The sequence below is a fragment of the Collimonas sp. GW821-FHT07E08 genome (assembly GCF_059418905.1).
Window position 1 is genome coordinate 59,422 of sequence record NZ_JBWKQR010000001.1, and the last position, 24,092, is coordinate 83,513.

Annotated in this window: 16 protein-coding genes; 12 read left to right on the forward strand and 4 right to left on the reverse strand. The window is 61.5% G+C overall.

Features of this window, described 5'->3' with window-relative positions:
- The first annotated feature begins 18 nt into the window (after nt 1-18).
- The 4 genes from hrpA (at nt 19) to AC07RZ_RS00315 (ending at nt 6,247) form a co-directional block, all read left to right on the forward strand.
- On the forward strand, nt 19-4,065 hold the full coding sequence (gene hrpA, locus AC07RZ_RS00300) for an ATP-dependent RNA helicase HrpA (RefSeq protein WP_494666465.1): 4,047 nt from the start codon (nt 19-21) through the stop codon (nt 4,063-4,065).
- A gap of 113 nt (nt 4,066-4,178) precedes the next feature.
- Nucleotides 4,179-4,745, forward strand: coding sequence for a dCTP deaminase (gene dcd, locus AC07RZ_RS00305; protein ID WP_092398441.1), 567 nt, complete (start codon nt 4,179-4,181; stop codon nt 4,743-4,745).
- A gap of 1 nt (nt 4,746) precedes the next feature.
- The gene (locus tag AC07RZ_RS00310) at nt 4,747-5,967 is read left to right on the forward strand and encodes a hypothetical protein (RefSeq protein WP_494666466.1); all 1,221 of its coding nucleotides are present in this window, start codon (nt 4,747-4,749) and stop codon (nt 5,965-5,967) included.
- A 67-nt stretch (nt 5,968-6,034) separates the two neighbouring features.
- Nucleotides 6,035-6,247, forward strand: a complete 213-nt coding sequence (locus AC07RZ_RS00315) for a DUF1653 domain-containing protein (protein WP_098493158.1) — start codon at nt 6,035-6,037, stop codon at nt 6,245-6,247.
- A gap of 80 nt (nt 6,248-6,327) precedes the next feature.
- Here the strand turns inward: AC07RZ_RS00315 and AC07RZ_RS00320 are convergent, their stop codons facing one another.
- Nucleotides 6,328-8,592 (reverse strand): arginine/lysine/ornithine decarboxylase, encoded by a 2,265-nt coding sequence (locus tag AC07RZ_RS00320; protein ID WP_092398435.1) that lies wholly within the window; start codon nt 8,590-8,592, stop codon nt 6,328-6,330.
- Between the two features lie 295 nt (nt 8,593-8,887).
- Nucleotides 8,888-9,400 carry a dihydrofolate reductase gene (locus AC07RZ_RS00325; protein WP_494666467.1) on the reverse strand — a complete coding sequence of 171 codons (513 nt, stop codon included), beginning with the start codon at nt 9,398-9,400 and terminating at the stop codon, nt 8,888-8,890.
- 367 nt (nt 9,401-9,767) lie between these two features.
- Here AC07RZ_RS00325 and AC07RZ_RS00330 point away from each other — a divergent pair, with 367 nt between their 5' ends.
- From AC07RZ_RS00330 to AC07RZ_RS00355, 6 genes are all read left to right on the forward strand, one after another.
- Nucleotides 9,768-11,330: a glucan biosynthesis protein G gene (locus AC07RZ_RS00330; RefSeq protein WP_494666468.1), complete on the forward strand. Its 1,563-nt coding sequence runs from the start codon at nt 9,768-9,770 to the stop codon at nt 11,328-11,330.
- Nucleotides 11,303-13,918, forward strand: a complete 2,616-nt coding sequence (mdoH, locus tag AC07RZ_RS00335; protein WP_494666773.1) for a glucans biosynthesis glucosyltransferase MdoH — start codon at nt 11,303-11,305, stop codon at nt 13,916-13,918. Before AC07RZ_RS00330 ends, mdoH begins: the two co-directional genes overlap by 28 nt.
- 34 nt (nt 13,919-13,952) lie before the next feature.
- The gene (locus AC07RZ_RS00340; RefSeq protein ID WP_494666469.1) at nt 13,953-15,548 is read left to right on the forward strand and encodes an OpgD/OpgG family glucan biosynthesis protein; all 1,596 of its coding nucleotides are present in this window, start codon (nt 13,953-13,955) and stop codon (nt 15,546-15,548) included.
- 148 nt (nt 15,549-15,696) lie between these two features.
- The gene (locus AC07RZ_RS00345) at nt 15,697-17,568 is read left to right on the forward strand and encodes an ABC transporter ATP-binding protein (protein WP_494666470.1); all 1,872 of its coding nucleotides are present in this window, start codon (nt 15,697-15,699) and stop codon (nt 17,566-17,568) included.
- Between the two features lie 63 nt (nt 17,569-17,631).
- A complete protein-coding gene (locus tag AC07RZ_RS00350) occupies nt 17,632-18,885 on the forward strand; it encodes an efflux RND transporter periplasmic adaptor subunit (RefSeq protein ID WP_494666471.1) in 1,254 nt (417 codons plus the stop codon).
- A gap of 44 nt (nt 18,886-18,929) precedes the next feature.
- Nucleotides 18,930-20,333, forward strand: coding sequence for an efflux transporter outer membrane subunit (locus tag AC07RZ_RS00355; protein WP_494666472.1), 1,404 nt, complete (start codon nt 18,930-18,932; stop codon nt 20,331-20,333).
- A gap of 6 nt (nt 20,334-20,339) precedes the next feature.
- On the opposite strand, the gene AC07RZ_RS00360 is transcribed toward AC07RZ_RS00355, so the two are convergent.
- A complete protein-coding gene (locus AC07RZ_RS00360) occupies nt 20,340-21,134 on the reverse strand; it encodes a thymidylate synthase (protein WP_494666473.1) in 795 nt (264 codons plus the stop codon).
- 344 nt (nt 21,135-21,478) lie between these two features.
- Here AC07RZ_RS00360 and AC07RZ_RS00365 point away from each other — a divergent pair, with 344 nt between their 5' ends.
- Together AC07RZ_RS00365 and purU are read left to right on the forward strand one after the other, a co-directional pair.
- Complete coding sequence (locus AC07RZ_RS00365) at nt 21,479-22,009, forward strand: polymer-forming cytoskeletal protein (RefSeq protein WP_144740391.1); 531 nt, start codon at nt 21,479-21,481, stop codon at nt 22,007-22,009.
- A gap of 183 nt (nt 22,010-22,192) precedes the next feature.
- Nucleotides 22,193-23,062, forward strand: a complete 870-nt coding sequence (purU, locus tag AC07RZ_RS00370; protein ID WP_092398417.1) for a formyltetrahydrofolate deformylase — start codon at nt 22,193-22,195, stop codon at nt 23,060-23,062.
- Nucleotides 23,063-23,134: 72 nt separating this feature from the next.
- On the opposite strand, the gene tal is transcribed toward purU, so the two are convergent.
- Nucleotides 23,135-24,070, reverse strand: coding sequence for a transaldolase (gene tal, locus AC07RZ_RS00375; RefSeq protein ID WP_494666474.1), 936 nt, complete (start codon nt 24,068-24,070; stop codon nt 23,135-23,137).
- Nucleotides 24,071-24,092: the final 22 nt, after the last annotated feature.

Genomic DNA, 24,092 nt, shown 5'->3' on the forward strand with positions numbered 1-24,092 from the left:
CTGTATAATTCCATCCTCATGTCAGTATCAGAATCCAACAAACCAGCGCGATCAAGTGATCGCCCAAGTTCCCAGCGCACCGCTGGCCGTCCATCCCAGCCGCGCCCGGCATCGCCACGCCCGGAGCCTGTGCGGCCGTTACCTGAGCGCAACCCCTTGCCGCCGGTCGTGTTTCCCGAGGAACTGCCGGTTTCCGGCAAGCGCGGCGAAATTTCGGCGGCGATCGCGGCCAACCAGGTCGTCATCGTCTGCGGTGAAACCGGTTCCGGCAAGACTACCCAGCTGCCGAAGATCTGCCTGGAACTGGGACGCGGCCAAACCGGCCTGATCGGCCACACCCAGCCGCGCCGGATCGCCGCTTCGTCGACCGCCAAGCGCATCGCCCAGGAACTCAACTCGCCGCTGGGCGAACATGTCGGCTACAAGGTGCGTTTCAACGACACCCTGACCAAGGGCGCCTGGATCAAGCTGATGACCGACGGCATCCTGCTGGCCGAGACCCAGACCGATCCCCTGCTGCGCCAGTACGACACCATCATCATCGACGAGGCGCACGAACGCAGCCTGAACATCGATTTCCTGCTGGGTTACCTGAAGCAGCTGCTGCCCAAGCGTCCCGACCTGAAAATCATCATCACTTCGGCCACCATCGACGCCGACCGTTTCGCCCGCCATTTCGGCACGGCTGACAAGCCGGCGCCGGTGATCGAGGTGTCCGGCCGCCTGTACGCGGTTGAGGTGCGCTACCGGCCGGTCGACAACGCCGACCGCAGCGGCGTCAATCCCGCTGCCGCGGCGGCCAAGCCGAACGCGCCGCAAAGCGCGGCCCAGCGCGACCGCGAGCAACGCGACCTGATGGATGCGGTGGTGGACGCGGTCGACGAACTGGCGCGCATCGGCTCCGGAGACGTGCTGGTGTTCCTGCCGGGCGAACGCGAAATCCGCGATGCCGCCGAGGCGCTGCGCAAGCATCATCCTGCCCACGTTGAAATCCTGCCCTTGTTCGCGCGGCTGTCGGCGCAGGAGCAGGAGCGCGTATTCAAGCCGTCCAATGCGCGCCGCATCGTGCTGGCGACCAACGTGGCGGAAACTTCGCTCACGGTGCCGGGCATCCGCTATGTGGTGGATGCCGGCCTGGCGCGGGTGAAACGCTACAGCTACAGGAACAAGGTGGAGCAGCTGCAGATCGAGCCGATTGCACAGTCAGCGGCTAACCAGCGCGCCGGCCGTTGCGGCCGGGTTGCCGCCGGCGTCTGCATCCGCCTGTACGAAGAGCAGGACTACCTGCAGCGGCCGAAATTCACCGAGCCGGAAATCATGCGTTCGTCGCTGGCTTCCGTCATCTTGCGCATGAAGTCGCTGCACCTGACGGACGTCGAGACTTTCCCGTTCATTGAACCGCCGCCGGGACGCGCCATCGCCGACGGCTACCAGCTGCTGCAGGAACTGGGCGCGGTCGACGACAGCAACCAGCTGACCAAGACCGGCCGCCAGCTGGCCAAGCTGCCGCTCGATCCGCGCGTCGGCCGCATGATCCTGGCGGCGCTGGACAATGTCTGCCTGAGCGAAATGCTGGTCATCGCCGCCGCCTTGTCGGTGCAGGATCCGCGCGACCGGCCGCTGGAAGCGCAGGGCGCGGCCGACCAGGCGCACAAGAAGTTTGCCGACGAAAAGTCGGAATTCCTGAGCTACCTGAAAATCTGGAAATGGTTTGAAGAGGCGATCGAGCACAAGAAAACCAACCGCCAGCTGATGGATAACTGCCGCGCAAATTTCCTGTCGCAACTGCGCTTGCGCGAATGGCGCGACGTCCATTCGCAGCTGCTGACGATCGTGCGCGAGCAGGGCTGGCGCCTGAACGAAGCGCCGGCTACCTATGAACAGCTGCATTGCGCCTTGCTGACCGGGTTGCTCGGCAACGTCGGTTTCAAGGCCGACGAAGACACGCATTACCTTGGCGCGCGCGCCATCAAGTTCCATCTGTGGCCGGGTTCGCATTTGTCGAAGAAAGCCGGCAAGTGGGTGATGGCTGCGGAACTGGTCGACACCAGCCGCCTGTATGCGCGCTGCATCGCCCAGATCCAGCCGGAATGGCTGGAGAAGGTCGGCGCCCACCTGTTGAAGAAATCGTATGGCGAGCCGCGCTGGGAAAAGCGCACGGCGCAGGTCTCGGCGTCGGAGCGCGCTACCTTGTACGGACTGGTGGTGTATAGCCAGCGCCGCATCAATTTCGGCTTGATCAATCCGCAGGAAGCGCGCGAGATATTCATCCGCGATGCGCTGGTCGGCGGCGAATTCGAGACCAAGGCGCCGTTCTTCGCACACAACCAGAAACTGATCCGCGAGATCGAGAACCTGGAGCACAAGTCGCGCCGGCTGGATGTGCTGGTGGACGACGAGCTGATTGCCGCCTTCTACGACAAGCTGGTCCCGGCCGATATCTGCAACGGCATCGCGTTTGAAAAATGGCATAAAGATGTCAGCGTGCAAACGCCCAAGCTGCTGTTCCTCAACCGTGACGACCTGATGCGGCATGAAGCGGCCGGCATCACTACCGAGCTGTTCCCGAAAGTGATGCGGGTGGCCGGCATCGAAATGGCTTTGTCCTATCATTTCGAACCCGGCACGCCGCGCGACGGCGTGACGCTGACGGTGCCGCTGTATGCGCTGAACCAGGTATACGCCGATCGCTGCGACTGGCTGGTGGCCGGCATGCTGAAGGAGAAAGTCCATCTGCTGCTGAAATCCCTGCCGCAAAAGATACGCCGCAATTGCGTGCCGCTGCCGGACTACGCTGCCGGCTTCTGCGAGCGGATACAGGCGCGCCATGTGTTCGGCCACGGCAGCCTGCTGGACGCCCTGATGGCGGACATCCGCACCGAAACCAGCGTCGCCGCGCGCAGCACGGACTTCAAGCTGGAAACCTTGCCGGCCCATCATTCGATGAACTTCAAGGTGGTCGACGAGCATGGCCGCCAGCTTGACATGGGGCGCAACCTGGCTGCCTTGCAAGCTGAGTTCGGCGGCCAGGCGCGCGAGAGTTTCCAGAAGCTGGCGAGCGTGACGGTGGCTGACGACAGCGCAGCCGCAGCCGACGCTGATGCGCCGCAGACGGGGAAAACGGCGGCGCCGGCGGCAAACCGCGTTGCCACCCAATCGGCTGCAAAATCAGCCGTGAAATCGGCTGTAAACCCCGGCGACAGCGCCAACGCGCAATTCAGCAACCTGACCGGCTGGACCTTCGGCGAACTGCCCGAACTGCTGGAAATCCAGCAGGGCAAGCAGACCTTGATCGGTTTTCCGGCGCTGGTGGATCGGGTCACGCACTGCGACCTGGAAGTTTTCGACGATCCGAACGAGGCGGTGCGGATCCATCATCTTGGCCTGCGCCGGCTGTTCGCCCTGCAGCTCAAGGAACAATTGAAATTCCTCGAGAAAAACATCCCCGGCCTGCAGCAGATGGGCATGCAGTTCCTGGCGCTGGGATCGCAGGAAGAGCTGCGCGACCAGATCATTCATGCCGGGCTGGAACGTGCCTGCATGCAGCTGCCGCTGCCCAGGACCGCGGCCGAGTTCGCCCAGCGCAAGGATGAAGGCAAGTCGCGCCTGGGTTTGCTGTGCAATGAAATTGCACGTCTGGCGGCGCTGATCCTGGCCGAATACCACGGCTTGCCGAAGCGTTTGCAGGGCGCCAAGGGCCATCCGCAGGCGATGGCCGATATCCAGGCGCAGATGCAGTCGCTGGTCGGCAAGCGTTTCATTGCCGACAACGACTATGCCAACCTGACCCATTTCCCGCGTTACCTGAAGGCGGTCAACGTGCGGCTGGAGAAGCTGCGCGCCGATCCGAGCCGCGATACGCGGCTGATGGCTGAATGGATGCAGGTGGCGACGCCCTGGCAGCGGGCGCAGAAGGACCGCTGCGGCAAGAGCGATCCGAAGCAGGCCGAGTTCCGCTGGCTGCTGGAAGAGCTGCGGGTGTCGCTGTTTGCGCAGGAATTGCGCACGCCGATGCCGGTTTCGGTCAAGCGCTTGCAGAAAGTATGGGAAACCATGCAGCGTTAGAAGCAATAGACCGCCGGTAGCGCGTGAAACCGCTGTTTTAAAAGGGTTTTCGCGTAAAATTGCGCCAAATACACACCATAAACTATTGCAGGCAGAACAAGAGGAAATACGCAATGAGCATCAAGTCCGACAAATGGATACGCCGCATGGCGCAGGAAACCGGCATGATCGAGCCTTTCGAGCCGGGCCAGGTGCGCGAGGCCAACGGCCACAAGATCGTGTCCTACGGCACGTCGTCGTACGGCTACGATATCCGCTGCGCCAACGAATTCAAGATTTTCACGAATATCAATTCGACCATCGTCGATCCCAAGAATTTCGACGAAAAATCGTTCGTCGACTTCAGCGGCGATGTCTGCATCATCCCGCCCAATTCGTTTGCGCTGGCGCGCACCATGGAATATTTCCGCATCCCGCGCAGCGTGCTCACCATCTGCCTCGGCAAGTCTACCTACGCGCGTTGCGGCATCATCGTCAACGTCACGCCGTTCGAGCCGGAATGGGAAGGTTATGTCACGCTGGAATTCTCCAACACGACGCCGCTGCCGGCCAAGATCTATGCGGGCGAGGGCTGCGCCCAGGTGCTGTTTTTCGAGAGCGATGAAATCTGCGAAACGTCCTACAAGGACCGCGGCGGCAAGTACCAGGGACAGCACGGCGTGACGCTGCCGAAGACCTGACATGCCGAAGAACAAGCGCCCGGCGCCGCGGAAATCCAGCATTTCCCCCGAAGATAAAGACGAAGCCGTCACCCAGCAGCTGTGCAACCTGGCGATAGACCTGGCAGAGCAGGATGGCGACGAAGCCGACGGCGTTGCCGCCGGCGCCGTCTTGCAGCAGGCCGGCATCGATTTCCACAAGATCATCAAGAAGAGCCTGCAGCAAAAAAAGGATGACATCCTGTATGACGCGATCGAGCGTGCCAAGTACGCCGATCTCGACGCCTGGCGATTCCTGAAAGAGCAGGTCGAAGAGGCCTCGGAGATTTTGCTGGTGCGCCGGGATGAAGGCAAGGTGCTGGAGCTGAATGCGTTCGTGGTGCCGTTCTTCGCGCATGCCGCGGGCGGCCTCAAGCGCGAGCAATGCTTCCAGGACCAGGAAGCCTTCGATGCGTTGTCGGCCAGCTTCAAGCAGGCGCAGCTGGAGGGGCCGGACGCCACCGTAGTGCTGGTCAGCCATGCCTACCACCTCGATGAAATCGACAGCATCCGCTACAGCCATCTGTTTGAAATGAACCGCGATGCATTCGGCGCCATGGCCGACAAGAAACTGGCGGCGACCACCGCCATTGAGCGCAGCATCAGCGGCTGGCCGGAAAACCTGTTCGGGCCGGACGACGAGGCGGTCGAACTGCGTTTCTTGCTGGGCTTTTCACTCAAGGCGACCGACGATGCATTTTATGCAGTGCCGGAAGATGAAGCCGGCGCCGACGCATACTTCGGTGCGCGCGAAGAGCGCTTCCACAGCTGGACCGAGCAGGTCGCGCCTTTGCTCAAGCGCTGCCTGGTGACCGACGGCAGCGAAATCGAACTGCATTTCCTGTACCAGGACCTGTTCCACGGCGGCAAGGAACGCGGCATTGCCGAGTACTTCACGCTGCAGATGATGTCCGAGCTGAACCATGGCCTCGACCAGCATGGCGTTGCGTCTTTCGACGCCAACGCCGTGGTCGGTCCGGCCGATGTGCGCGGCGACATGATGCTGCGGGTGAATTTGTACGGCAAGGACGGCGCCTTGCTGGCTTCCTCGGAGAAGCCGCTGGCCGCCGGCGCCGACCTCCAGGTGGAAGTCGACGATACCTACGATGCGCTGCGTACCATCGGCGTCACGGCGCTGGCGGTGGCGCTGCGATTTGAAGCCGACGGCCAGCCGTCGGAAGTACAGCCTTACGGGGTCGCCTAGACGGGGTCGCCGAGACGCGGCAGCCTGAGGCTGTCGCGGCATCAGGCAAGATATTCTGGAGAGTTGAGTGACTGAAGAAGACGCAAAGAAGATTGCCACCCATCGGCATTACAAAGGTGGCTTGTACCGCTATATCGGCCTGGCAAGGCATTCGGAAACCGAAGAAGCCATGGTGGTCTACGAGCACCTGTGGCCGCATGCGCCGGGCCTGTGGGTGCGGCCGGCGGAGCTGTTCAACGGTTTGCTGGAAAACGGCGCACGACGCTTCGCGCCGCTGTAAAGCCGGGATCGGAGATATAAAAAAACCGGGAGGCTCGATCGAGCCTTCCGGTTTTTTGTTGGCCATGCCGATGACCGGGGTTACTGCCGCACGCAATCCACGAAGTAATCGCGCTTGCCGTTCACCTCCCGTTTTACCAAGCCATGCACGTCGGTTTCAAAGCCCGGGAATTTCTCGTTGAAATCACGCGCAAACTTCAGGTAGTCGACGATGGTCTTGTTGAAGCGCTCGCCCGGGATCAGCAATGGAATGCCCGGCGGATAAGGCGTCAGCAGGATCGAGGTGACGCGGCCTTCGAGCTGGTCGATAGGGACGCGGTCGATTTCACGGTGGGCCATCTTGGAGAAAGCGTCGGATGGCTTCATGGCCGGCTGCATGTCGGACAGGTACATTTCTGTGGTCAGGCGCGCCACATCGTATGACTTGTAGGTTTCATGGATCTGCTGGCACAGGTCGCGCAGGCCGAGCCGCTCGTAGCGCGCGTTCTTGCCGTGGTTGGCGGCGGCGAACTCGGGCAGGATGCGCCAGATCGGCTGGTTCTTGTCGTAGTCGTCCTTGAACTGCTGCAAGGCGGTCAGCAGCGTGTTCCAGCGGCCCTTGGTGATGCCGATGGTGAACATGATGAAGAACGAATACAGGCCGCATTTCTCGACGATAACGCCATGCTCGGCCAGGTATTTGGTGACGATCGAGGCCGGGATCCCGCTCTCGCCGAACTTGCCTTCCAGCGACAGGCCCGGCGTGACGATGGTGGCCTTGATCGGGTCGAGCATGTTGAAGTTGGGCGCCAGGTTGCCGAAGCCGTGCCAGTCGTCCTCGGCGCGGATGACCCAGTCTTCGCGGCTGCCGATGCCGTCTTCCGAGAAGCTGTTCGGTCCCCACACCTGGAACCACCAGTCCTTGCCCCATTCTTCGTCGATCTTCTTCATGGCGCGGCGGAAATCCAGCGCTTCCAGGATGCTTTCCTCCACCAGCGCAGTGCCGCCAGGCGCTTCCATCATGGCCGCGGCGACGTCGCAAGAAGCGATGATCGAGTACTGCGGCGAAGTCGACGTGTGCATCAGGTAGGCTTCGTTGAAAGCGTCCTGGTCCAGCTGCACGCTCTCCGATTCGCGCACCAGGATTTGCGAGGCTTGCGACAGGCCGGCCAGCAGCTTGTGGGTCGACTGGGTCGAGAAGATCATCGATTTCTTGGCGCGCGGGCGATCCTTGCCGATGGCGTGCATGTCTTTGTAGAAATCATGGAAGGTGGCGTGCGGCAGCCACGCTTCGTCGAAGTGCAGGGTGTCGATCTCGCCGTCGAGCATGTTCTTCAGGGTTTCGACGTTGTAGATCACGCCGTCGTAGGTCGACTGCGTGATGGTCAGGATGCGCGGCTTCTTGTTGGCGGCTTCGCGCGCGAACGGATTGGCTTCGATTTTCTTGCGGATGCTTTCCAGCGTGAATTCTTCCAGCGGGATCGGGCCGATGATGCCGAGGTGGTTGCGGGTCGGCATCAGGAATACCGGGATCGCGCCGGTCATGATGATCGAGTGCAGGATCGATTTGTGGCAGTTGCGGTCCACCACCACGATATCGCCCGGAGCCACGGTCGAGTGCCACACCATCTTGTTGCTGGTGCTGGTGCCGTTGGTGACGAAGTAGCAATGGTCGGCGTTGAAGATGCGCGCAGCGTTGCGTTCGGAATCGGCTACCGGACCGGTATGGTCGAGCAGTTGGCCGAGTTCTTCCACCGCGTTGCAGACGTCGGCGCGCAGCATGTTTTCACCGAAGAATTGATGGAACATCTGGCCGATAGGCGATTTCAGGAAAGCCACGCCGCCCGAGTGCCCTGGGCAGTGCCAGGAATAGGATCCGTCCTGGGCGTAATGCACCAGCGCGCGGAAGAAGGGCGGCGACAGGCCGTCCAGGTACGATTTCGCTTCACGGATGATGTGGCGCGCCACGAACTCCGGCGTGTCCTCGAACATGTGGATGAAGCCGTGCAGTTCGCGCAGGATATCGTTCGGGATGTGGCGCGAGGTGCGGGTTTCGCCGTACAGGTAGATCGGGATGTCGGCGTTCTTGTGGCGGATTTCTTCGACGAAGGCGCGCAGCGATTTCAGCGCGTGGTCGGTTTCTTCGAACGAACCGGCGCCGAACTCTTCGTCGTCGATCGACAGGATGAACGCCGATGCCCGCGACTGCTGCTGGGCGAACTGCGACAGGTCGCCGTAACTGGTGACGCCCAGCACCTCCATGCCTTCTGCCTCCATGGCGTCGGCAAGTGCGCGGATGCCGAGGCCGGAAGTGTTTTCGGAACGGAAGTCTTCGTCAATGATGACGATGGGGAAGCGGAATTTCATCAAGGTCTCCAGGAGACGGTGGTTGATAACAAGGCTGCCAATCGAAATGGCGCTTAAAAGTCGTTGTCCCGGCTGGCGCTAAAAAGCGCTCCGGGAACTGCTTGGGTATAGAGCACGTGCAGCCTGCTGTTCCAGCACAGCCGCAGATGGCGGCTGCACCAGAATCGTGATCAATTTCAGCCTCGCGGCCGCTGAAAAAAGAAAGTCGAATTTTCGCAGATATGCACGGATTAGGGGATAAAGATGAGGGAATTCCTGCAGAAAACAACAGTTGTCATTCCATCACCGGGCCGGGTCAGCTGCTGGCCCCGTCGAGGCTGGGCGAACGGCGCTGGTAAACCACAAACGCGTAGTCGAAACCGTTGGCCTCGGAATGGTGGGTTTCGCGCGAGATTTCCTGCCACTGGAGCGGATCGCGCGCCGGGAAAAAGGCGTCGCAGTCGAAACTGTGCTGGATTTCGGTGACGATCAGCCGCTGCGTCAAGTCCTGCGCCGCGGCGTAGATCTCCGCGCCGCCGATGATGAAGGCTTCGGCGTCGCCGACCATGGCGGCAGCCGCGGCCAGCGAAGGCGCGCTTTCGACGCCGTCATGGCGCCAGCCGGGATTGCGCGTGATGACGATATTGCGCCGTTGCGGCAGCGGCCGGCCTATCGATTCAAAGGTTTTGCGGCCCATGATGATGGGGTGGCCCGAGGTAGTGCGTTTGAAATGCGCCAGGTCCTCCGGCAAATGCCAGGGCAGGGTGTTGCGGATGCCGATGCCGTTGCGGGCGTCGGTCGCGACAATAATGGTGAGGCGAGGAGTCATGGGCGCTGTGGTGCATAGGCCTGCTTATTTGCAGGCTGGGTAAAAAAGGGTGATATTACTATAAAGTCTTGCAAGGAACTTTGTCCGCTTGTCATTGCTCTTAAATGCCAGGGCCTGTTAACCTGGGGGCAGGAATTTTTCTTCATTTTTCACTTGTATGGTGTTATTTTGCTGCCGGTTTGGCAATTCTTGCCATGGCGCAGTCTTTGCATGGCTGGTGATGCAAGGGCCGATACAAAGTGTTGCCAACCAGTTTCTTGATGGACATAAAAAATTATAGAACACTGATAAACTACCGCCTACTCTCGATGCAGCCAGCGCCGGCGCACTCGGGCAGGTCATAACAGCAGTGTCAGATGGGAATCCAATGCATTTAAATTTGTTTCAGCGGGCGCAGCCGCGCATCCCCGCTCTAGCGCGGGCACGCTCAGTTGTCCTGCCGGTTGCCTTGCTGCTGCCATTAATAGGCGGCAATGCTTCCGCCTTCGATTTCAATAATGTTGCCAGGCAGGCAAAGGAACTTGCGGCAAGTTCGTACAGCAAGCCAGAGGGCAACCTGCCGAAAGAAATCAGCAACCTCGAATACGAGCAATACAAGGACATCCGCTTCCTTCCTGAAAAATTTATCTGGCGCAGCCAGAAGCTGCCCTTTGAACTGGCGTTCTTCCACGAAGGATATGCCTTCGACCAGCCGGTCAAGATCAACGAGATCAACGGCCAGAGCGTGAAGGAAATCCGCTTCGACCCCAACGACTTCGACTACGGCAGCAACAAGGTCGATACGCGCAAGCTGCGCTCTCTGGGTTTCGCCGGCTTCCGCGTGCATTACCCGCTCAACACGAATAAATACAAGGATGAGGTTTTGTCGTTCCTCGGCGCCAGCTACTTCCGCGCCCTGGGCAAGGACCAGACCTATGGCCTGTCGGCACGCGGCCTGGCGATCGATACCGGCCTGAGTTCGGGCGAAGAATTCCCGCGTTTTACCGAGTTCTGGATCGAACGGCCGAAAGCCAGCGACAAGGAGCTGACCATCTATGCCTTGCTCAATTCGCGCCGCGTCACCGGCGCTTATCGTTTCCTGCTGAAGCCGGGTTCGGACACCACGGTCGACGTCAAGGCCCAGCTGTACCTGCGCGAAAATGTTAGCAAGCTAGGGCTGGCGCCGCTGACCAGCATGTACCTGCATGGCGATAACCAGCGTTCGCAAGGCGAGGATTACCGGCCTGAAGTGCACGACTCGGACGGTTTGTCGGTAGCCTCCGGCACCGGCGAATGGATCTGGCGGCCGCTGGTCAATCCGAAGCGGCTCCTGGTGACGTCTTATTCGCTGAGCAACCCGGCCGGATTCGGCCTGATGCAGCGCGACCGCGATTTCGCCAGCTACCAGGACCTCGATGCCAAGTACGAACGGCGTCCCAGCGCCTGGGTCCAGCCCAAGGGCAACTGGGGCAGCGGCAGGGTAGAACTGGTGCAGATACCGACGCCGGATGAAACCAATGACAACGTGGTGGCGTTCTGGGTGCCGGAAACCGCGCCCAAGGTTGGTCAGCCTTTCAATCTGGAATACACTTTGTCATGGCAGAAGGATGCCGAAAAGCGGCCGCCTTTGTCATGGGTGACGCAGACCCGGCGCGGCTTTGGCTTCCAGAAGAAGAGCGACGACAACAGCCTCGGCCTGGTGGTCGATTTCGAAGGGCCCGTATTCAAGAAGCTGTCCGACAAGGTCCAGCCTGAAGGCGTGGTCAGCGCCGACGACAACGGCAAGGTGCTGGAGACCAAGGTGTTCCGCAACGACGTTACCGGCGGCTGGCGCATGATGGTGCGGGTACGGCGCAACGAAGAAAACAAACCGGTCGAACTGCGCGGATTCTTGCGTGGCGGCAGCACAACCTTATCTGAAACCTGGAGTTACATATTACCGCCCAACTAGACCGCAAGCAGTTGCCCGAAGCGGGCCTGCCGGATAATTGTGATCGCTATCTAGAGCGCCTGCCCTTGTCGGCGGAGCGGCGTGCGAGTTTGTCCAGACAGCTGGCGGTGGACGGCGATGCGCCAATGGCCGCCTTGCACCGGGCCTTGGCTGGGGAAGCCGGCGCCGCGCCGCCGCTGGCCGCCGACCTTGCCAACCTTAATCCTGCCTATGGTTCGGTGGCGGCGCGGCTGCAGCTGGCTTTTACGGAAGCGCCGGTTGCCGGGCAAGCCATGCCGGCCGAGCCGCATCAGATGCCGGACGTCTGCACCGATGGCTCAGGCCGCACCCGCATCGCGATTGCACCGCCGCTGCAGCGTACGCCGATCGTGGCCCATCCGTGGGGAACCTTGAATCCGCTGGTGCGCTGGATCGAAACCGCCAACAAGCAGTTTGACTTGCGGCCGCGCGCCAAACAGCGGCGCCATAAAAAGGCGGCGCGTTCGACCGAGCTGCCGCAGCCGGAACCGCTGCCGGTCGCCGAGGCAGACAGCCAGGACCAGCACAAGAGCAAGTCGCGCGGCAACCTGCGGCGCATCGTGCTGCTGTTGCTGATGCTGGCGCAGACGGCAATGGCGACGTATTTCATGAGCGCGGTGCTGCCTTACCACGGCGACAAGCCGCTGGAACTGGTCACGCTGGGCTTGTTCGCCTTGCTGTTCTGCTGGGTTTCGGCCGGTTTCTGGACTGCGATGGCCGGTTTCCTGGTGCTGATGCGCGGCACCGACCGTTATGTGATCTCGCGCGAAGATGCCGCGCCAGGGCCGATTCCAGCCAGCGCCAGGACCGCGATCGTGATGCCGATCTGTAACGAAGACGTGACCAGGGTCTTTGCCGGCCTGCGCGCAACCTACGAGTCGGTTGCCGCCAGCGGTGAACTGGACCGTTTCGACTTCTTCGTATTGAGCGACAGCGGCGACAGCGATATCTGCAGCGCCGAGCTGGACGCCTGGTCCAGCCTGTGCCGCACCGTTGGCGGCTTCGGCCGCATCTTTTACCGGCACCGGCGCCGCCGCGTAAAGCGCAAGAGCGGCAATATCGACGATTTCTGCCGGCGCTGGGGCGCCAGCTACAGTTACATGATCGTGCTCGATGCCGACAGCGTCATGAGCGGCAGCTGCCTGACCACCCTGGTGCGCCTGATGGAAGCCAATCCCACCGCCGGAATTGTGCAGACCGCGCCGCGCGCCGCCGGCCGGGATACCTTGTATGCGCGCATCCAGCAATTTTCGACGCGCGTCTACGGCCCCTTGTTTACCGCCGGCCTGCACTACTGGCAACTGGGCGAGTCGCACTATTGGGGGCACAACGCCATCATCCGCCTGCAGCCGTTCATGGAGCATTGCGCGCTGGCGCCGCTGCCAGGCGAGGGCGCCCTGGCCGGGGAGATCCTGTCGCATGACTTCGTCGAAGCCGCGCTGATGCGGCGCGCCGGCTGGGGTGTGTGGATCGCCTACGACCTGGCCGGCAGCTACGAGGAAATGCCGCCCAACCTGCTCGATGAATTGAAGCGCGACCGCCGCTGGTGCCAGGGCAACCTGATGAACTTCCGCCTGTTCCTGGCGCGCGGCATGCATGCCGTGCACCGCGCGGTGTTCGTGACCGGCGTCATGGCGTATCTGTCGGCGCCGCTGTGGTTCCTGTCGCTGATGCTGTCGACGGTATTGCTGGCGGTGCATACGCTGGTGGCGCCGGAATATTTCGTGACGCCTGGACAGCTGTTCCCGGTGTGGCCGGAATGGCATCCAGACCGCGCCCTGGCCTTGTTCAGCGCAACCGCAACTTTGCTGTTCTTGCCCAAGGTGCTGAGCGTGGTGCTGATCTGGGTCAAGGGCGCGCGCGAGTTCGGCGGCGCCATACGCCTTACGCTGAGCATGATCATGGAGCTGCTGTTCTCGATGCTGCTGGCGCCGGTGCGCATGCTGTTCCATACCCGTTTCGTGATCGGCGCTTTCCTGGGCTGGACCATCAGCTGGAAATCGCCGCCGCGCGAAGATGCCGAAACCAGCTGGGGCGAAGCGATGCGCCGCCACGGCGGCCATACGCTGCTGGGCCTGCTGTGGGGCGGCGGCGTGTATTGGCTGGAGCCGGGATTCCTGTGGTGGCTGTTGCCGATTGTCGGTTCGCTGGTGCTGTCGATCCCGTTGTCGGTGTTCTCCAGCCGGGTGACGCTCGGCCGCAGCTTCCGCCACGCCCGCCTGTTCGTGATCCCGGAAGAGGTCGACCTGCCGGCTGAACTGGCGGCCACCACCGTGTATAACGACAACGGCAAGGTGCTGGCGAAATTCAACGATGCGGTGATCGACCCGGTCATGAACGCCCTGGTGTGCGCGGCGGTAAGCGCGCGTCCGGCGGTGCCGGCCAGCGCCCTGGCGGCGCGCGCGGCGCTGCTGCAGGCTGCATTGAAAGGCGGCCCCGACGGTTTGTCGCCGCGTCAAAAGAATGCATTGCTGGATGATCCCTTGACCTTGTCCCAGCTGCATTTCGAAGTCTGGAATTCGGAGCAAGCCAACCGGCGCTGGCAGGCCCTGACGGCTGCAGCGCGCTGAGCCAGCTCATCGTTCTAATTCAATAAGGAGCACCATGTTACGACGTGATTTTCTGAAGGCGTCGGCGGCACTCGCTGCCGCCGGTTTTCCTGCAGCTTCGCTGCTGGCCGCGGGCACCGCGCCGGCACAATTGAAATTCCTGGGCCAGCCGCAAGCCTTTGATTACGCCTGGCTCAAGGGCCATGCAAAACAACTCGCCGGCAAAGCCTATGAACCGCCGGTGAACCATATCCCGCCCGAGGTCAAGGCGCTCGACTGGGACCAGTACCAGGCAATCAGCTACCGCGACGGCCATGCCTTGTGGGGCGAGGACCAGCTGCGTTTCCAGGTCAAGTTTTTCCACCTCGGCCTGTTCTTCAAGAGCCCGGTGCAGATCTACGAATTGAAGAACGGCCAGGCGCAAGAGCTGGCTTACGACTCGGCCATGTTCAACTACGGCAAGAGCGGCCTGAAGGCTGACCATATGCCGAAGGATCTCGGCTTTGCCGGCTTCCGCGTGAATTTCCATACCGACCTCGAGCGCGACATCACGGCGTTCCTGGGCGCCAGCTATTTCCGCGCGGTCGGCGCCGAATGGCAGTACGGCTTGTCGGCGCGCGGCCTGGCCATCGATTGCGGCATGGACAAGCCGGAAGAATTCCCGATGTTTACCAGTTTCTGGCTGGAGCGCCCTGCCAAGGATTCCGGCAAGCTGGTGGTCTATGCGCTGCTCGATTCGCCTAGCGTCGCCGGCGCTTACCGCTTCGAAATCCAGCCGTCGGCCACCATGGTGATGGATGTGGATGTCGCGCTGTATCCGCGCAAGACCATCGAACGGATGGGCGTGGCGCCGCTGACCAGCATGTTCCAGTATGGCGAGAACGACCGCCGCGTCGGCGCCAGCGACGACTGGCGTCCGGAAATCCATGATTCCGACGGCCTTGCCATGCAGCGCGGCAACGGCGAATGGATCTGGCGTCCTCTGGTCAATCCTGAACACTTGCGCTTCAACGCTTACCAGGATGAAAATCCGCGCGGTTTCGGCCTGCTGCAGCGCGACCGCAATTTCGACCACTACCAGGATGACGGCGTGTTCTACGATCGTCGTCCGAGCCTGTGGGTGGAGCCGAAATCAGGCTGGGGCAAGGGCGCGGTACAATTGGTGGAAATCCCCACTGCCGACGAAACCTTCGACAATATCGTCGCCTTCTGGAATCCGGCCGACAAGCCGCAAGCGGGTCAGGAACGGCTGTTTGCCTACCGCCTGCACTGGGGCAGCAAGATGCCGTTCACGCCGCCGCTGGCGCAAGTCATGGCGACCCGCACCGGCATGGGCGGCGTGGTCGGCCAGAAGCGGGCTTATTACTCACGCCGTTTCGCGATCGATTTTGCCGGCGGCGACCTGGCTTTGCTGGGCAAGGACGCCAAGGTCAAGCCGATGATCAGCGTTTCGCGCGGCAAGGTCGAGATTACCTCGGCGCGTCCGCTGGATGCGATCCACGGCTATCGCGTGATGTTCGACCTGAAGCCTGTCGACGACAGCGTCGAGCCGATCGATATCCGGGTCTACCTGGCGGCGGACAGCCAGCCGCTGAGCGAGACCTGGCTGTACCAGTGGACTCCGCCGGCGCCGGCCAAGCGCATTTATTAGCAGGCAGTTACAGCCGAACCACGAGTCAAAAGCAGGGCGGCCATTTGTGTCCGCCCTGCCTGGCCGCGTTCAGAACCGCCTGCTAGATTTACAATATACTGTTGGGCTTGGGTTAGCTTTTTGCCCTGCCTATTTTTGGAGTATTTCCATGTTTGGTTGGTTCGAAAGACTGTTGTATCCGTATCCGGATACGGTCATGACGCCGCCGCCGCGCGGTTTTTTTGCGTTTGTCTGGGCCTGCACCAAGGGTCTGCGTCCCTACATCATTGCGATGACCTTGCTGACCGCCGTCACCGGCGCGTTCGAAGCCTTGCTGTTTGCCATGATGGGTCGCATCGTCGACTGGCTGGGCCATGTGCAGCCGGCGGAACTGTGGAGCCACGAAAGCCGCAACCTGCTGCTGCTGGCGGGGATACTGCTGGCCAGCCCGGTGATCGTCGCCTTGCAAAGCATGTTCAAGCAGCAGGCGCTGGCGGGCAACTTCCCGATGCTGCTGCGCTGGAAATTCCACCGCCTGATGCTGAACCAGAGCATGCACTTTTACCAGGACGAGTTTGCCGGCCGGGTTGCCACCAAGGTCATGCAGACCTCGCTGGCAGTGCGCGACGTCTGCATGATCCTGTGCGACATCCTGGTGTTCGTGATGATCTATTTCGTCACCATGGTGGCGGTGGTCGGCAGTTTCGACGGCTGGATGCTGGTGCCGTTCCTCGGCTGGCTGGCGCTGTATGCCTCGGCGCTGCGTTATTTCGTGCCGCGCCTGAGCAAGGTCGCCAAGGCCCAAGCCGATGCGCGTTCGCTGATGACCGGCCGCATTACCGACGCTTACACCAACATCGCTACCGTCAAGCTGTTCTCGCATGCAGGCCGGGAAGCTGGTTATGCGCGCTCGGCGATGCAGGAATTCCTGCAGACAGTGCACGGCCAGATGCGCCTGGTGACCGGGTTTGAAATCGTCAACCACACCTTGAGCATGCTGCTGATCCTGAGCACCGCCGGCGTTGCGCTATGGCTGTGGACCCAGGGCCTGGTCGGCATCGGCGCCGTCGCGGCGGCGACCGCGATGGCCTTGCGCCTGAACGGCATTTCGCACTGGGTGATGTGGGAGTTCGCTTCCTTGTTCGAGCAGGTCGGCACGGTGCAGGACGGCATCAACACATTGTCGCGCCAGCAGGCAGTGGTGGACCAGGCCAGCGCCAAGCCGCTGCAGGTCAAGCAGGGCACGCTCGATTTCGAGCGTGTCGGTTTTGCCTATGGCGGCCAGCGGCCGGTGATCGACCAGTTGTCCCTGCATATCCGTCCCGGCGAAAAGATCGGCCTGGTCGGCCGTTCCGGCGCGGGTAAATCGACTATCGTCAACCTGCTGCTGCGGTTTTACGATGTCGAGCAGGGCCGCATCCTGATCGATGGCCAGGATATTGCGCACGTCACGCAAGACAGCCTGCGGGCGCAGGTCGGCATGGTGACGCAAGATACGTCCCTGCTGCACCGTTCAGTGCGCGACAACCTGCTGTACGGCCGCCCTGACGCCACCGACGCCGACATGCTGATGGCGGCGCAGCGGGCCGAGGCGCATGACTTCATCCTGACCTTGACCGATCCCAAGGGCCGCACCGGCTATGACGCCCACGTCGGCGAACGAGGCGTCAAGCTGTCCGGCGGCCAGCGCCAGCGGATTGCGATCGCGCGCGTGATGCTGAAAGATGCGCCTATCCTGTTGCTGGATGAAGCCACCAGCGCGCTCGATTCGGAAGTCGAAGCGGCAATCCAGGCCAGCCTGTACCGGCTGATGGAAGGCAAGACGGTGGTGGCGATTGCGCACCGTTTGTCGACCATCGCCGCCATGGATCGCCTGATTGTGCTCGACAAGGGCCGCATAGTGGAAGAGGGCGACCATCGCAGCTTGCTGGAGCGCGGCGGCCTGTATGCGCGCTTGTGGGCGCACCAGAGCGGCGGTTTCCTCGGCGAGGAAGTGGACGAAGATGTGCTCCCGGGCGAGGCCCAGGCTGCACTGGCTTGAAACAAACTCAAAAAAAGCGCTGTTCGTTGTTCCTGAAATCCGATTACTCCTGAGTTTGCACCGATGACTGTTGATCCAACCGATAAATCCGCTTTGCCAACCGCGTTCGGCCACTCCGGCCGGCGCTGGCTGACGGCCATCCTGGCGCTCCTGATCGCAGCGGGAGCGGGCTTCCTGGTATGGAAGGCGTTCGGGCAGCGGCCGCCGCCGGCGCCTAAACCTGCGCCGGTGCGGCTGCAGACTGAAACGGTGCAGCGCGGCGATATCGAACAGGCGGTGCTTGCCAGCGGCAAGCTGCAGCTGCATAAATACAGCGACGTCGTGGCCCAGGTGTCGGGCCAGATCAAGGATGTGCTGGTGTCGGTGGGCGACGAGGTCAAGGCAGGCAAGATGGTGGTCGAGATCACGCCGACCCTGCCGTCGGCGCGGCTGGAAAGCAACCGCGCCCAGCTGGCGCGGCTGCAGGCGGAGCTGGCGGACCAGCGCGCGCAGCTCGATTTCGCCGAGCTGCAGTTCAAGCGCCAGACGCAGCTGAAAGCGGAAAACGCCACGCGCGAAGAATCTTTCGAGTCGAGCCGCATGAGCATGTATTCGGCGGCGGCAAGGGTGGAGGCGATCAATGCCCAGATCCGCCAGACCGAAAGCACCATGAAGGACGATGAAGAAACGCGCAGCCATACGCAGGTAGCGGCGCCGATCAGCGGCACCGTGGTGTCGGTGGCGGCGCGTCCGGGCCAGGCGATAGGCGTCGGCCAGACGATGGTGCCGCTGTTGCGTATCGCCGACCTGGGCCGGCTGACGGTGCAGGCCAGGGTGGCGGAAATCGACGTGCCGCTGCTGCGCAAAGGGATGACTGCCTATTTCAGCACGCCCGGTTATCCGGGCAAGCGCTGGTCGGGCAAGTTGCGGCAAGTTGTGCCGGTGCCGGCCGACAGTTCGGGCGAGCAGGGCAAGCAGACTTTCTACAACGTCTTGTTCGAAGTAGACAATCCGCAACAGGAACTGATGAGCGGCATGAGCGCCCAGGTCCGCTTTGTGCTGGCGCAAGCCCAAAATGCGGTGCTGCTGCCGGCGGCGCTGCTGGGCAAGCCGGAAGCCGACGGCAGCTATCTGGTGAGTGTGGCCGGGGTCGGCCAGCAGGCCAGTCCGCGCAAGATAAAAATCGGCATTCGCAGCGAACAGATGGCGCAGGTATTGTCTGGATTGGAGCCGGGTGAGCAAGTGGTGGTGGCTGGGGCGGCTGCGGTTGCGCCAGCACCGGCGCCGGCGGCAAAAAATGCCGCGGCGGCTGCGGCCTCCGCGCCGAAAGCGCGCTGATGGAGCTGCCGATGAATCGCTTTTTCCTTCGCCGCCGTTGTGCCATGGCCGTTTGTGCGAGCGCGCTGCTGCTATCGGCCTGCGCCAGCCAGGTCGAGATCAGGGAGCCGACGCCCAGCGTGGAGATTCCGCAAAGCTGGGACCTGTCCGCCAACACCGGCGAGCAGGACTGGCCGGACAGCGGCTGGTGGAAGCGCTTCGGCAGCGACGAGCTGAGCCAGCTGGTGGCGCAAGGGCAGAGCAGCAACCTGGAAATTGCCGCCGCTATCTCGCGTGTGCGCCAGGCCGAGGCGCAAGCACGGATTGCCGGCGCGCCTTTGCTGCCCAATGCGGATTTTTCAACCAGCATCAACCGTGCGCTGCCGCTCGCCTCTAGCGGCAGCGCCGTGACCTCTACCAGCGGCCTGGTCGAGATCGGCTATGAAGTCGATTTCTGGGGCAAGAACCGGGCCGGGCTGGCCGCCGCGGAAGCGTCTTTGCAAGCCAACCGCTATGACCGGGAAACGGTGGCGCTGACCGTCACCAGCGGCATTGTCTCGACTTACCTGCAAGTGCTGTCGCTGCGCGACCGTATCGAAATCGCCCAGCAAAACGTCGACAATGCGGAGCGGGTGCTGAAACTGGTGTCGGCGCAAAGCCGCGCCGGCTCTGCTTCGCCGCTGGACCTGGCGCGGCAGCGCTCGGCGGTGGCCGGGCAGAAAGCCGTGATTCCCGATCTCAAGCAGCAGGAGCGCGAAGCGCAGACTGCATTGGCGATACTGCTGGGACGGCCGCCCCAGACGTTCACCGTCAACGAGGCGGGACTGGCCAAGATCTTGCTGCCGCAGGTGACTCCCGGCTTGCCGTCGGAATTGCTGTCGCGGCGCCCCGACATACGCCACGTCGAGGCTGAATTGGCCGCCGCCAACGCCAACGTCGCCAACGCCCGCGCCGCACTGTTCCCCAGCATCCGCCTGACCGGTTCGGCCGGCGGCCAGAGCAACGCATTGCTGTCGCTGTTCAACGGCCCCAACATGCTGGCCAACCTCGGCGCCGGGCTGGTGGCACCTATTTTCGACGCCGGCCGCCTGAGCAGCCAGCGCGACCTGGCGATCGCCCAGAAACAGGAGCTGGTGCAGATTTACCGTTCGACGGTGATCGCGGCATTGTCCGAAGTCGATACGGCGCTGGGGCAGATCCGCAGCCTGGATGAGCAGCGCAAGTTGAAGGTCACGGAAATGGAGCAGGCGCGCTTTGCTTTCGAATTGTCGGAAATTCGTTATCGCGTCGGCGCCGAAGATTTGATGACGGTGCTGGATACCCAGCGTTCCTTGTCGGAGGTGCAGAACGAACTTGGCCAGATCAAGCTCAAGCGCCTGAAAGCCACGGTATCGCTGTATAAAGCCTTGGGCGGAGGCTGGCAGGACGTGCAGGCCAGGCCCGCCGCCGAGCCGACACAGGGCAGCTAGCGCTGCCTATACCGCGACCGGCGCCTTGATGTGCGCTTGCGGGTGATAGTCGAGGATCTCGAAATCCTCGAACCGATAATCGAAAATCGATTCCGGCTTGCGCTTGATCTCCAGGCGCGGCAGCGGCCCCGGGCTGCGCGACAGCTGCTCTTCGACTTGCGCCGCGTGGTTGGAATACAAATGGCAATCGCCGCCGGTCCAGATGAAGTCGCCAACCTCCAGGCCGCACTGCTGGGCCATCATGTGGGTCAGCAAGGCGTAGGAGGCAATGTTGAAGGGGACGCCCAGGAAGATGTCGGCGCTGCGCTGGTAGAGCTGGCAGGACAGCTTGCCGTCGGCCACGTAGAACTGGAAGAAGGCGTGGCAGGGCGGCAGTTTCATCTGCGGGATATCGGCGACGTTCCAGGCTGAAACGATCAGCCGGCGCGAATCCGGGTTGTGCTTGATCTGCTCGACAACCTGCTTGATCTGGTCGATGTGCGCGCCGCCCGGCGCCGGCCACGAACGCCACTGAAAGCCGTAGATCGGCCCCAGGTTGCCGTCGCTGTCGGCCCATTCATCCCATATCTTTACGTCGTTGTCTTTTAGGTACTTGATATTGGTGGAGCCCGCCAGGAACCAGATCAGTTCGTGGATGATCGAGCGCAGGTGCAGTTTCTTGGTCGTCAGCAAGGGAAAGCCGTCTTGCAGGTTGAAACGCATCTGGTAGCCGAACACGGAGCGGGTGCCGGTGCCGGTGCGGTCGGTTTTGACTGTGCCATGTTGTTGCACATGACGCATGAGATCTAGGTATTGGCGCATTTTTTTGTGATAACGGAAACGGATCGTGAGATTGTAACGCATTGCCGCGGCCGGATCGCCGGCGCCGCCAATCCGGTATTGTCATAGCAATATCAGCATTGGCGTTTTGCTCCGGCCATTTATTTTTGTTGTACGCGCAGAAGATAAATGATTGATAATCAAAAGCGCATGCGGGTGGTTTTACCAGTCGCCGCATCGGGGCGACGGTTACAAATTAATGATTTTAGCTATGAACTTTTTGCAGAGGGTCTTCTCGAACGCTGTAGACCTATGTCATACATGGTCATTTCATTGTTATCGAAGCGCTGACCCGTTAGTGCAAGCAATACCTTCCAGGAGACCCCATGCTTAAATCAGAGAATTCGTTTTTCGGCGGCAAGCGAGAAACACCGACACCAAACTCCCCGTTCAGCGCCAGCAGCAACCTGACTTCCGGCAGCACCTCCATTCCAAAGGCGAATAATCCTGTGAGCACTCAAGCCAGCCATTCCGCATCCAGCACCAACGAAGTTGGCAGCAAGCTGATCGTCGGCCCGAACATCAAGCTCAAGGGCGTCGAAATCACCGATTGCGACACCTTGGTGGTCGAGGGCCGGGTTGAAGCGACGATGAATTCGCGCGTGATCCATATCGCTGAAAAAGGCGCTTTCAAGGGTTCGGCTGAAATCGACCTGGCCGAAATCTACGGTGAATTCGACGGCGACCTGACTGTCCGCGAAAAGCTGGTGATTTATTCGACCGGCAAGGTTTCCGGCAAAATCCGCTATGGCAAGGTTGTCATCGAAGAAGGCGGCCAGCTGACCGGTGAAGTGCAAGTCGGCACCTCGGCGGCGCCCAGCGCCGCCAAGCCGGCTGCAGTTACCGCTGTAGCATAAGAGGCTGCCCCCGGCAGGGGCGGCCTGCCGACAAGGCGCACGGCCTGCCTGGCCGGCGTTGTCTGTTTGCGGCAAAAACCAGAGTGGCGGCAAGCCACCCTGGTTTTTTGTCATGTACATGCAGGCATGCGACAATAGCGGCTTTGGCTCAACGCTAAAGCGCTTTCCGCCTCACACAAAACCATGAGCTATCCAGAATACATTCTTACCTTGTCCTGCCTCGACCAGCGCGGGATCGTCCACCGCGTCTCCGGCTTCCTGGCGGACCACGGCTGCAACATCATCGATTCAGCCCAGTTCGGCGACGCCCAGTCCCAGCTGTTTTTCATGCGCGTGCATTTTTCATCGGAAGATGCGGCGGTTGCCGAAGAGCGCCTGAGGGCGGAATTTTCCGCGCTGGCCGACACCATGCAGATGCAATGGCAACTGCATGATGCGTGCAAGAAGCCGCGCCTGATGCTGATGGTGTCGAAAATCGGCCATTGCCTGAACGACTTGCTGTTCCGTTACAAGAGCGGCCTGCTGCCGGTGGAAATTTCGGCCATCGTATCGAACCATACCGATTTCTACCAGCTGGCCGCCAGCTACAACATTCCGTTCCACCATCTGCCCCTGGCCGCAGGCGCTTCGAAGGAAGCCAAGCAGGCGCAGGAAGCGAAGGTGCTGGACATCGTCGAAGCCAATAACATCGACCTGGTGGTGCTGGCGCGTTACATGCAGATCCTGTCGCCGGCCATGTGCACCGCGCTGGCCGGGCGCGCCATCAATATCCACCATTCCTTCCTGCCCAGCTTCAAGGGCGCCAAACCTTATTACCAGGCGCATGAGCGCGGCGTCAAGCTGATCGGCGCCACCGCCCATTTCGTCACCGGCGACCTGGACGAGGGGCCGATCATCGAACAGGACGTGGCGCGCGTCGATCACGCGATGGAGCCGGAAACCTTGACGGCAATCGGGCGCGACGTCGAGTGCGTAGTGCTGGCGCGGGCGGTGAAATGGTTTGTCGAACACAGGATCTTGCTCAACGGGCACAAGACGGTGGTGTTCAAGTAAGAGCGAAAAAAAATGGCCTCGATGTGAATCGAGGCCATTTTTTCATTGCGTCGCGGGATGGCGCGGCGGCTTTCAGCGCAAAGCGTCCACCAGTTTTTCCAGCTTGACCGCATCGGCGCTGAACTGGCGTATGCCTTCCGACAGCTTTTCAGTAGCCATCGCATCGTCGTTCAGCATGGTGCGGAAGGTAGTCTCGTCCAGGTCGATTTTCTTCAGGCCGCTCAGCTTCGCCTCTTCAGGGTTGAGTTTGCGATCGACCGGGGCGTCGCTCTCGGCCAGTTTCTGCAGCAGGTCGGGGCTGATGGTGAGCAGGTCGCAACCGGCCAGTTCGACGATTTGCGACGTGTTGCGGAAGCTGGCGCCCATGACTTCGGTGGCGTAGCCGAATTTGCGGAAGTAGTTGTAGATCTGCTTGACCGACTGCACGCCGGGATCGTCGGCGCCGCTGTAGTCCTGGCCGCTGGATTTCTTGTACCAGTCGTAGATGCGGCCGACAAACGGCGAAATCAGCTGCACCTTGGCTTCGGCGCAGGCAATCGCCTGCGGCAGAGAAAACAGCAAGGTCAGGTTGCAATGGATGCCGGCCTTCTGCAGCACCTCGGCCGCCCGTATGCCTTCCCAGGTAGAGGCGATCTTGATCAGCACGCGTTCGCGGTCTATCCCGGCGGCTTCATACAGCTTGATCAGGGCGTGCCCTTTGTCGATGCTGCCTTGGGTATCGAACGACAGGCGGGCATCGGTTTCGGTGGAGACCCGGCCCGGGATGATTTTCAGGATTTCCTTACCGAATGTGATCAGCAGGTGGTCAATGATGTCGGCAGTCGACAGCTGCGCGTGTTCCTTGACGGTCTGGCTCAGCAGCGGCTGGTACTCTGGCTTTTGCACGGCTTTCAGGATCAGCGATGGATTGGTGGTGGCGTCGCGCGGCGCAAACGCCTTGATCGACTGGAAGTCGCCGGTGTCGGCAACAATGGTGGTGAATTGCTTGAGTTGTTCGAGTTGGTTCATGGCAGCGTAGAAGGGCAGGGAC

Bases quoted from the DNA above. Each gene is read 5' to 3' on its own strand.
- dcd (WP_092398441.1), top strand. From the start codon at position 4,179: ATGAGCATCAAGTCCGACAAATGGATACGCCGCATGGCGCAGGAAACC.
- AC07RZ_RS00340 (WP_494666469.1), top strand. From the start codon at position 13,953: ATGTTACGACGTGATTTTCTGAAGGCGTCGGCGGCACTCGCTGCCGCC.
- tal (WP_494666474.1), bottom strand. From the start codon at position 24,070: ATGAACCAACTCGAACAACTCAAGCAATTCACCACCATTGTTGCCGAC.
- AC07RZ_RS00350 (WP_494666471.1), top strand. From the start codon at position 17,632: ATGACTGTTGATCCAACCGATAAATCCGCTTTGCCAACCGCGTTCGGC.
- AC07RZ_RS00345 (WP_494666470.1), top strand. From the start codon at position 15,697: ATGTTTGGTTGGTTCGAAAGACTGTTGTATCCGTATCCGGATACGGTC.
- AC07RZ_RS00365 (WP_144740391.1), top strand. From the start codon at position 21,479: ATGCTTAAATCAGAGAATTCGTTTTTCGGCGGCAAGCGAGAAACACCG.
- AC07RZ_RS00325 (WP_494666467.1), bottom strand. From the start codon at position 9,400: ATGACTCCTCGCCTCACCATTATTGTCGCGACCGACGCCCGCAACGGC.
- AC07RZ_RS00310 (WP_494666466.1), top strand. From the start codon at position 4,747: ATGCCGAAGAACAAGCGCCCGGCGCCGCGGAAATCCAGCATTTCCCCC.
- AC07RZ_RS00355 (WP_494666472.1), top strand. From the start codon at position 18,930: ATGGCCGTTTGTGCGAGCGCGCTGCTGCTATCGGCCTGCGCCAGCCAG.
- hrpA (WP_494666465.1), top strand. From the start codon at position 19: ATGTCAGTATCAGAATCCAACAAACCAGCGCGATCAAGTGATCGCCCA.
- purU (WP_092398417.1), top strand. From the start codon at position 22,193: ATGAGCTATCCAGAATACATTCTTACCTTGTCCTGCCTCGACCAGCGC.
- AC07RZ_RS00360 (WP_494666473.1), bottom strand. From the start codon at position 21,134: ATGCGCCAATACCTAGATCTCATGCGTCATGTGCAACAACATGGCACA.
- AC07RZ_RS00320 (WP_092398435.1), bottom strand. From the start codon at position 8,592: ATGAAATTCCGCTTCCCCATCGTCATCATTGACGAAGACTTCCGTTCC.
- AC07RZ_RS00330 (WP_494666468.1), top strand. From the start codon at position 9,768: ATGCATTTAAATTTGTTTCAGCGGGCGCAGCCGCGCATCCCCGCTCTA.